Annotated in this window: 7 protein-coding genes and 2 pseudogenes; 6 read left to right on the forward strand and 3 right to left on the reverse strand. The window is 69.7% G+C overall.

The window, feature by feature from the left end; all coding sequences use genetic code 11:
* The first annotated feature begins 1,029 nt into the window (after positions 1-1,029).
* From ACZ3UD_RS37245 to ACZ3UD_RS37260, 4 genes are all read left to right on the forward strand, one after another.
* A complete protein-coding gene (locus ACZ3UD_RS37245) occupies positions 1,030-1,764 on the forward strand; it encodes a hypothetical protein (RefSeq protein ID WP_465598408.1) in 735 nt (244 codons plus the stop codon).
* A 13-nt stretch (positions 1,765-1,777) separates the two neighbouring features.
* Complete coding sequence (locus ACZ3UD_RS37250; RefSeq protein ID WP_465598411.1) at positions 1,778-2,650, forward strand: hypothetical protein; 873 nt, start codon at positions 1,778-1,780, stop codon at positions 2,648-2,650.
* A 347-nt stretch (positions 2,651-2,997) separates the two neighbouring features.
* Entirely contained in the window at positions 2,998-3,507 is a 510-nt protein-coding gene (locus ACZ3UD_RS37255) for an SUKH-4 family immunity protein (protein WP_465598414.1), read from the forward strand.
* A gap of 264 nt (positions 3,508-3,771) precedes the next feature.
* Positions 3,772-5,124 (forward strand): Fic family protein, encoded by a 1,353-nt coding sequence (locus ACZ3UD_RS37260; protein WP_465598417.1) that lies wholly within the window; start codon positions 3,772-3,774, stop codon positions 5,122-5,124.
* Positions 5,125-5,775: 651 nt separating this feature from the next.
* On the opposite strand, the pseudogene ACZ3UD_RS37265 reads toward ACZ3UD_RS37260, so the two are convergent.
* Positions 5,776-5,868: pseudogene (locus tag ACZ3UD_RS37265) on the reverse strand (crotonase/enoyl-CoA hydratase family protein); the annotation flags it as partial.
* Positions 5,869-6,060: 192 nt separating this feature from the next.
* On the opposite strand from ACZ3UD_RS37265, the gene ACZ3UD_RS37270 reads away from it, so the two are divergent.
* Positions 6,061-6,636, forward strand: a complete 576-nt coding sequence (locus ACZ3UD_RS37270; protein WP_465598420.1) for a hypothetical protein — start codon at positions 6,061-6,063, stop codon at positions 6,634-6,636.
* A gap of 480 nt (positions 6,637-7,116) precedes the next feature.
* On the opposite strand, the gene ACZ3UD_RS37275 is transcribed toward ACZ3UD_RS37270, so the two are convergent.
* Complete coding sequence (locus ACZ3UD_RS37275; RefSeq protein ID WP_465598423.1) at positions 7,117-7,518, reverse strand: hypothetical protein; 402 nt, start codon at positions 7,516-7,518, stop codon at positions 7,117-7,119.
* A gap of 324 nt (positions 7,519-7,842) precedes the next feature.
* Positions 7,843-8,121, reverse strand: coding sequence for a hypothetical protein (locus tag ACZ3UD_RS37280; RefSeq protein WP_465598426.1), 279 nt, complete (start codon positions 8,119-8,121; stop codon positions 7,843-7,845).
* Between the two features lie 275 nt (positions 8,122-8,396).
* Between ACZ3UD_RS37280 and ACZ3UD_RS37285 the strand changes: the two are divergent.
* Positions 8,397-9,781: pseudogene (locus ACZ3UD_RS37285) on the forward strand (hypothetical protein); the annotation flags it as partial.

Genomic DNA, 9,781 nt, shown 5'->3' on the forward strand with positions numbered 1-9,781 from the left:
ACCCGATGCAGCGCTCGAACATGGAGGACTCGGGTGGATGGAAGCGATACTGATACGAGCGGACAGGCGTTCTGCAGGCGGCACAGATTCGTCGACCGCCGTCGGCAACCGTGTCCCAGGTCCCGACCTTCCGCCAGTGCTGTCGCCCCGCCGGTGCTCTTCAAGTCGTCATGCCGGGCATTCTCCCGCACAGCGAGTCGCTCGGCATAACCGTTCGAGCAGGGCTCCGATCGACTACAGATCGTAACCGCCTCGGCCTGCTCTTCACGAAATCCGTGCCTGAACCACCACAAACTGAGAGCCACCTATAGGGCTCTCACCAAACCCGCGACACGCGGAAAACATCTCGCAGGAACAGCAACTCCCTCACCCCACCAGCGAAACCACCAGCCCAGAACCCCACCGACTTCTCCGCCGGCAACACCGACCACCAGACAGAGCCGACCCACCCGGCCTACCCCAGCCCACAACCTACTCAACCAACCAGAAACCCCAGGCGCACCCTCACCCAAGCCCGCACCTACACCGCCATCCCATACCAGCGGGCCCAAGTCCTTCTCGGCCCGGTCCCGCTCGCACTGCGGGCACTCCAGCCGGTCGGGGCCTGCCTTCTCAGTCAGCTCCAGCAGCGAGCCCTCCTCCCCGCCGATCGAGCCCCGGCACGGGTGTGGCCGGGGTAGGCCCGGCGCCTGCACCGTCCGGTCCGGCAGCGCCTTCCAGCCGCCACGTCTTGTGTCGCGCCTTGGTGCTGCCGTCCGAGGCAACCAACCCGCGACAGCCTGCTCGCGGTTGCGCCGCGGCCGGTCCGGGCGGTTACTGGTGAGTGTGCGGCCGACCGGTCAACACTGCGCGATCACGGACCGGTTCCACCTGCCGCAGCGGCTACTTGCCCCATCCGCATCGCCTTTCGGCCCTCGCTGAGCCTGCGCGCCACCGACCTTGCTCGGATTCGGTCCGTCCCTCCCCGTCTCGCAGCCAGCCAGCCACTCCCCCACGTGAACCACGCACCCCGGAATCCAGGAGGACACCATGGGCTCGATCGCCGGTGTCATCGAAGGCCTCGATCCGTCGTCAAAGCAGATGGAGGAGGCGAAGGAAACGCTCGAAGCCCTGGCGGCACTCGCCCAAACAAAGGCGGAGTTCTTCCAGATGGAGATCGAGAAAGCACTGATCACCGCTGGCAGCGACCAGGACCGCAGGATCCCCATCGAGGCGGTACTGGAGAGCGTCTCCCAGACGCACGCTCTCATGTCCAACCAGGTGAAGGACATCGGCAAGCCGATCAGCAACGCCCTCAAGTCGTTCTGCCGGGGCTCGGCGGACGAGATCATCGACGGTGTCGCCGGACTGGTTACCGAGGTACTCCAGGACTTCCTCGGCGGCTCGGAGGCAGGCGAGGAAACGCTACACCGGTACGTTGTCCTGACCGAGGAGTACTCGATCATCCGCCTCGACCTGCGAGCCTGGCAGCGCGGCATCGAATCGAGCGGGATTCGGAAGAAGGCGGAGAAGGTCAGCGCATTCGTCATGGTGAAGTCGGCGGTCGACCTCAGCAAGATCGGCTTCAACACCTTTCTCTACCTGTATCGCGGTCAGCTGAACGCGATGCACATGGACCGCACCGACATCGAGAACGCCCTCGAACGAGCCGTGCAAATCTACGCGAAGTTCCACGAAGAGATGATCCTGCTCCGAGGCGACGGCCACCGGGCACCGCTCGCCGTCGCAGGGCGGCGGATCCAGGAGTTGAGCGCGGAGGAGTGAGGGGAGAGCAGTCATGGCAGACCAGTCGAACCCGCGCTACAGGCAGGCCACCGAACCCCTGGACCAGGTGCTCCGGAGACTGACCACCGCGCAGAAGGAGTATCTGCGGCGGTTCGGCGACGACCCTGCGGTACTCGACGACCAGCAGAGCCGTCTGGATCTGGAGAACATCAACGGGATCGCCGACAGTGGGCGCGTCGCGCTGGCCCAGTGCGACGACCCGCAGGAGCTGCTGCCCGAACTCAAGCTGCTGTGCAGCAAAGTCAGCGAGCTCCTGGGCAATCCGCATGCCGGACGTGCGAAACGAAAGGAGCTCCTGGCCTGGCTCAAAGCCAATGTGCCCACCAAGGCGGCGTTCGTGGGTCTGTGCACCAGGCTGCAGGAACGTCTGCTCGAACTCGACCGGGAGGAGGCCGAGCGGGCGAAGAATTCGGAGCCCAGAAAACGGACCAATGGGGATATTCTCGACACCGCGCTCCGCGAACAGCTCCGCAGCAACGCCCCACAGGACGGGTACACCCACGTGACGGCCATTCTGGTCGTCGACGGCGAGCAGTACCGGGGCAAGAGCGCGGGCGGCAAACTGGGGCGCGGCACTGCCGATCTGGTCCGCCGGCTGGTCGACAGGGCGGAGTCATGGTCCATCGTCAACTGCGCCGAGGTGCACGCGCTGAACGCCTTTCTGGCGAAGGTGTCTGACAGCGACGCGGTGAAGGTGGCCTTCAACACCGGGGACGACGCTGCCCTGAAGAAGGCATTCAAGGCCAAGGGAGCGGTCATCGCAGCCGCCACCGTTGGGGGAGGTCACACCGGATGGAGCGAGTGCGAGCCTTGCCATCACTGCCGGCAATGGCTGGAACAGCTCGGCATCACCAGGAAATCGTGATCCCGTGCGGCGATCCGCCGCCAGCCCCTGACGAACCGCCCGCCCCTCTGGCGCCAGGGGCGGCCGGTTCGTCAGGGGGCAGCAGTGGGCGCGAGGCGCGTCCCTGTGTCCCTGTGGGTGCCGAATAATCATCCACGCTGGTCATGCGGCATGTTGGTACTCGTGGAGTGTGCCGCCGAGTCGGTCTCGTCAGCGGACCTCCAGCCGTGTGACGTGCCCTGGCGGGTTGATCGGTTCAGGTACTGAACTTGATTGGGTGATGTCGGGATCGGCCGCCCGCCATGAGTCGCCCGCCTCGCGGGCCTACGGGTGTTGCCGGGACAGCCCATCGGGAGAAAGATCTTCCCGTGAGCCAGCCCCTGCCGCAGTTGCCGAAGCCCGAGTTCGTCTTGATGCGCATCGAGGCTCCACCCGAGGTGCCCGCCCAGACTGCTGTCGATCTCGGTGAGACCGGCGTCCCAGACGGGTTGATCGGATACGAGTACCGGGTGCTGAGTGAGCCGGTGTTCCTCGGAGGGATCGGCGAGCGGGGGCTGGTCGCCATCGCGACGAGTGGTCTGTTCGGACGCATCGCCGTCGACGTCGCCACTGGTCACGTGATGCAGATTCCCAAGATCGATTCAGCGAGGGCCGGTCACGTGAACAGCGACCTCGGCTGCTTCAATCGATGCGTCGCGGCCGTGATCGCACGCTTCCCGTTCTACGCGGACGGCGACGAGGACAGGTACGGGGAGGTGGCGGACGAGCTTCGCGATCGCATCTCTGCCATCGACGAGACCGCCCTCGTGCACAACGGCTTCTGGGAGACGTTCTGCGACGACGTGGCGATCGGGGACTATCCGGACTGGGATGCGTGATGCTTGCGCTCCACCGACAGCCCGGCGCACGCAGCCACAGAACCGGCTGGCAATCGCCCCCATGCACGGCTGACGGTTCAGCGGTACCGAGCGGCACGTGTGCGGACGGCTGGTGCCGGGGCCGGTGAAGACCAGCGCGGCGAGCGGGTGCCCCGGGGGGCCGACGACTCGGCGGAACCGGAGCCCTGGTGGCAGTCCGCCTGGCCGCGGCCTGGGCGGAAATAGCGTTGCCCACCCCCGTGGCCCCCGTGGCACCCTGACCGGGTGTTCAACGCGCTCTACCCCACAGGCCTGACCTGGGACGAGGTCGACCCCGCCAGCCACCCCTTCGACCCCGCTTCGGCGACGCAAGTGGTCCGCTCCCTCGGCCCGGCACGGCGGATACCCTCCCGGCTGGACCCCAACTTCGACCTGACCAAAGTCAACTGGGCCTGGGAGGTGGCCAAGCCCTGGTCCGATGCCATGACGCACGTGCTGATAGAGCGCTACGGCCGGTGGGCGGCAGGGTGGCGCTGGTCGTTCGGCGAAGGGGACGTCGACGGCGGGCCGGTCGGGAACTGGTGCTGTGGGTCGCACTCGATCACCACCGCGGAGCAGACCCTCGACCACGTCGTGGCGGCGCTGTGCGAGTGGCGTGACTGGCTGGAGCACCTCGCGGAGTGGTTCGAGGCCTATCCCCTGGACCCGGAGACCCTGGTGGCGGACCGGATCCTGTGGGAGCGCGCCGCCCGCAATCTGATCCTGCAGGTGGCCGACCGGACAGGCGCCGAGAGCGGCTGGTACGGGCACTGCCAGCAGGTCCTGGGCTGGTTTCTCAGCTACTGGGGTGTCGCCCCCGAGCTGGCGGAGCAGCTGGTGCAACAGGCAATCGGCGGCCGGTTCAAGAGCTGGACCGCGCCGGACACTGTCCTTGCGGAGGACGTCGCCGAGCGGCTCGCCGGCCTCCTGCGCCCGCAGGACACCCACTGGTCACCGGACCCGGTCGATCTCCCGGACCACCTGGAGCGCTGGCTCGCGGTACGCGAGAGCGTGCCGTGGCCGGACGACAAGGACAACGCGGACGGCGGGCCGGCGACCCCCGCCCGCGACGGCGCGGCGGAGGACTTCCGCTCCTTCGACGCCGCGGTGGACCCCGCCCGCGCCGCCGGCCTGCTCACCGCACTGGAACTGGTACGGGCCGACGCGGCGTGTGGTGCCGTGCTCGACTTCCAACTGCTGCGCGGCTGGCAGCAGCACGTTCTGGGCACACCCGAGCCGCCACGGCTGCGCGCTCACCCCGCCTTCGCCAAGGGCGGCGAGGAGCGCTACGGGATCGGCCCCGACACCCGCACCCGCCTCGACGCCTGTCTGGCGCAGACCGCCGACAGCCCGCCCTCGCTGGCCGCCAGGGCGGCCCGGGCCTACCTGGATGTCTGCTTCTTCCACCCGTTCGACGACGGCAACGCCCGCTCCGCCCTGCTCACCCTGCTGTTCGTACTGGCCCGCGCAGGCGTCACACTCGACTCGGTGGTACTCATCCGCCGGTTCGGCCACCGGGCCGACAACCCGCAAGACGCGCTGAGCCTGTGCCGTTCCGTCGAGCTCCACCTCAGGCAGAGCCGCGTCGCAGCCCGGTGACCGCCCCGGTACAACCCGCCCCAGCCGCATCCATGTCTCTGACATAGGCGACATCGGAACTTCGCCGGCCTGCGACACCACTCTTCAGTACGGACACGACACCACCGTTCAGCAACACACGGCACTGACCAGCAGCGACCACCACGCACCCACTGAAAACCGGCGGCACCGCACCGCTGCAACCCACACGCCACCTATCACCAGGCGGCGGGCGGGGGCAGGGAGCAGGGAGCAGGGAGCAGGGAGCAGGGAGCAGGGAGCAGGGAGCAGGGAGCAGGGAGCAGGGAGCAGGGAGCAGGGAGCAGCCGAGGCTGGCGGACCGGCGCAGCCCGGTGCAACACGCCCGCCCGCCCCCGCTCCCGGCCACATAACACCTGGTCAGACCCGCAACACGGCCCCGTGTTGCACCCCACCGCAACACCACGTTGCACCCCGCGTTGCTGTTCTCTGCCACTGAACCTTGACCGTTTGCCACTGAAGGTTGACCGATGACGGTTTGTGCCACTGAACATTGATCACCGGGTCCATTCAGCACGGACTGTCCTGGACGGTCAGCCCGCGTCACCCAGAGGTATCGCCAGACATTCCCTCGATGTCAGGCATATTCGGCGGGTTCCGCGCGCCCTGGACCATGCAAGCGACGGCGTTGACCGCCGCCGTCGGCCCGTCCACCGCGTTCCGCGCCTTGGGGCGGGAAAGGATCACCGTCCGCACCCGCCCTACCTGCTCCGCCCTGACCGCCATGCCGGTACCTCCCGTTGCTTCCGCGACCGCTGCCCCGATCCGACCGAGCCGCCGGGTCCGCGACACGGTCGGCACGCGCGGGCCGGCCGTGTCCCAGGGTGGTCACCGGCCCGCGCCGATCGGGTCCGGCCCGTTGCTGCGGCACCGGGCCGCCGGGGAGGCTGGGTACCACCTACGGCGGAAGGCGGCGAGGTGCCCACACAGTCCCGTACCACCATCCGGGTCGGCCCACTGCTGGACGGACTGCGCCTCGGCGTCTCCTTGGCGGCGGCCTTTCTGGGGGGCGGTGCGCTGGGCCCGACGACCGGGTCGGTACCGCTCACGCTGCTCGGCACGGCCCTCGTCCTGGTCGCGCTGTACCTGCTGCTCGGCCACACCCTGCGGATCCACGCGGACCAGCACGGCATCACCGTGGTCCGCCCGTGGAGCCGCCGCCACTACCCCTGGTCCCGGGTGGTCGGCCTGGCGCTGATCACCGATCGGGACCCCGAGGGGGCTCCGGACTACCAGGCCGTCCGCCTCTACGCCCGGCACCCCCGGCACCCCGACCGGCTGGTGCTCAGCCCGGTCCTGATCAAGCCGATCGGCCTGGACGACCTGCCCGCCCCGCCCAAACTGGCCATCGCGGCCCAGCTGTTCGCCCTCTTCACCGACCGCGGCCTGCCGGTCGAGCAGCCGGACTACGTCAACCGCGTCCTGCTCGCCGCGGGCCGACCCCCGCGCGCGTCCGCCGAGCCCTCGCAGGACCACCCCCGCACCACCCCCTAGCGTGTCCCAGCAGACCAGGACCGCCACGCACGCAGGGCCTCTGACCTGAAGTGCCGCTCGCTCGCTAACACCCCGACCTGGGTGATCAATGTTCAGTGGCACAAACCGTCGTCGATCAACCTTCAGCGTCAAACGGTCAAGGTTCAGAGGCAGAGAACACCCCACCCGCCACCAGGCCACCGGCCACCCAGCCGCCGAGCACCACCACCAGAACAAGGCCGGCCGCCGGCAGCAGCCCGCCGTCCCCGCCGCGCCCCGCCGCCCCGGACGGCAGCCCCGGACAACCGGCACCTGGCGGTCGCCGCCACCGGCAGCAGCCACCACCCGAACAGCAGCCGCGGCCCCACCCCGGCCCCCTGTCGCACCCACCTGTCGCGCCCCCACCACACACAGGGGTTGAGAGGTATCCGCCCACGTCACAGCACGCGACAGCACCCCACGCGACAAGGGGGCGCGACAGGCAACGCGACAGCCCGCTACCTACTCCCGAGCCGACCGCCGACGGGCGTCCCACGCCGCTTCCTTGGCTCGCCGTGCCTCCTGCACGGTCAGCTCGACCACACAGAACTCCTGCCGCAGCTGGTACACCACCGCACGGCGCAGCCGGGCGCCGGCGGGCCAGTGGGTTCCGCGGGCGTGCCGCCGCACCGTGCCGGGCCTGACGCCGAGCCAGACAGCCAGCCGCTCGACCGCCCGGGCCGTCGTCTTGTCCCGGCGCAGCCGGCGCTCCAGGTGCAGCGGCTGGCCGTCGGCGTGCCGAGCGAGGAGGGCCAGGAGCTGGTCCCGGACGGTGCCGTAGGCCTCGACAGGGCAACAACCCCGGTGGCGGGCGGTCAGATCGGCGTGGTCCCGGCAGACCGCCGAGCAGGTACTGGTCGTCATGCCCCGCAGCCTCCGGCGCCGGACCTGTGGACAGCGGAACCGGCCGCCAAACCGAACACCCATCCCCGTGCCCTGCAATTCCAACCCGAATTCAAACCACCACAAGCAACCAATCCATAAAAGCAGCAGCACGGAATACCCGGCGGAATTCACACCCGAACACAACCCACAACACTGAGCCGACCCCGCCAGCGACCGACCCGACCCCCGACCCCACCCACCACCACACACAGTCACCAAACCCCACACCACCCCAACAGGTCCAACCAAAGGTCCAGACAACCCGGCAGAAGAGGCCATTCACGCCCCCACAACACCAACAAGTCACACCCTGTGGCCCTTGGCCGGGTAGAGCTTGGCGTGCAGTACCCGGTCCTCCCACCACGGGTCATCGGGGGCGGAGACCAGCGCGGCGACCTGCTCGCGCTTGGTCGGGGCTGGCAGCACCAGCGGGCCCAAGTCCTTCTCGGCACGGTCCCGCTCGCACGGCGGGCACTCCAACCGGTCGGGGCCGGCCTTCTCAGTCAGCTCCAGCAGCGAGCCCTCCCGGCCGCCGATCGAGCCCCGGCACGTCCAGCACGGGCGCAGCGCCGCGTTGGCCACGTGCCACACGTCAACACTGCCACGACTACACCTCCGACCGGGCGAATCCCCGGGCCCGCCACCACCCGGGAGCACGTTCCACCGGTATCGTCCCTCTCGGCAGGATGCGCACGCCGCTCGTCGCCGCCACCTTAAGGTCCCCACGCCGCCGAGGTGGCACCGCCGACCAAGGCTCCACCGGCAGCAGCCGGCAAACGGGCCCGCATCGAGAAGCTCGCCATGGACACGAACCGGGCGGGAAGCGTGGGGGCCCCGCCCGGGGAAACGACCGTGCCATGACGAAGACCGGCTCCAACTCCCGCAAGTCCCGCGCCCGCTCGGCCGCCGGCCCCGAACTCCCCTACACCGCGGCCCTGCGCCAGCGGGACGCCCGCCGCGCGGGAAGCACCGCGCCTCCGCGCCGGGCCACCGTGGTCCAGTTCGCGGGCCGCGACAGTGACGTGGTGTCGGTGAACCTCGCCGCCGCACTCGCTCTCGCAGGGCACCAGGTCCTGGCCATCCACGCTGCCCGGCCCCGCAGGGTCTTCGTCCGGCCCTACCGCCCGGATCAGCCCGCACCCGCGGTCTCCACGGTCGAGCGCCGCCCGCTTCCCGGCCCGGGACAACTCCACGAGGTGACGGTCGAAACCGGCGGGCGCACCGCCCAGGTCGGGGAGCTGGTGGCCGAGGCACGGCCCGGCTTCGACTACATCCTCGCCCTGTCGGGCGTCGTCCCCGTCGAGATCCTGGATGAGCCGGACATGCTAGTCGGCGTCGTCGAACAGGACCTCCTGCCGGAGTCGCAGCTGAGGGTGACGATCCAGGACGGCAAGCCGCTCCAGGTCGAAGTGCCGCTCACCGCGGCCAAGTCGGTTGCCCTGATGCGCCGAAGCAAGGCAGACCTGTTCGGGTGGAGCCCGCAGCCCCCTTCCGCACTCATCCTCACCGCACACCCTTACATCGACCCACTGGCCGCCGAATTCCGCTGCGACGTCGGCCGTGAGCTGGAGGCGTTCGGCACCCCGGTCATCGGCGACGTGCCGATCGACCTTCGGCGCGCCGGCACCCCGGCCCCGCTGTTCGTCCTCGACGCTCCCGCCAGTGCCCAGGCCGCCGCCATGCGCAGCGCCGCCCATGCCCTCCACACCCTCCTGCAGCACCGGACTACCCCGACAGCTGGCGCGCGAGCGGTCGTCCGGCCAGCAGCACATCGCCTGGGCGGGGCCGTGATCGGCCTGCTCCCCGTCCAGCACAGCAGCATCGAGGCAGTGGCCCGTGGCCTCGGAGAAGCGCTGGCCGCACGGAACCTGCGGGTTCTGGCGGTGGACATCTCCCACGGAGCCCAGCGACAGGCGCCGATCAACACCCCAACCTGGCCTGCCGCGCCCGAGCACCCGGGCTTCGTCACCGCTTCCGCGGTCGACGTGGGCGCCGACGGCCTGGACGCCCTGCTCGGTCGGGCGCGTCGGGACTCAGCTCTCCAGGCCGTCGGCAGCGCGCTCGCTCCAGCCGCAGGCGAGGCTGGCGGCATGGTGCAGGGCGCGGATGCTGGCGTGCCTGGTCCAGCGCAGCCACACGACGCCCCACACGCCCTGCTGCGCCGTTGCGTCCAGCTCGCCGCCCCGGACGGGGTCTTGGTCATCGAGGTCGACCGGCGCGACAGCGACGAGCGCTGCATTGC

It is taken from the genome of Kitasatospora sp. NPDC023118 (genome assembly GCF_055560875.1).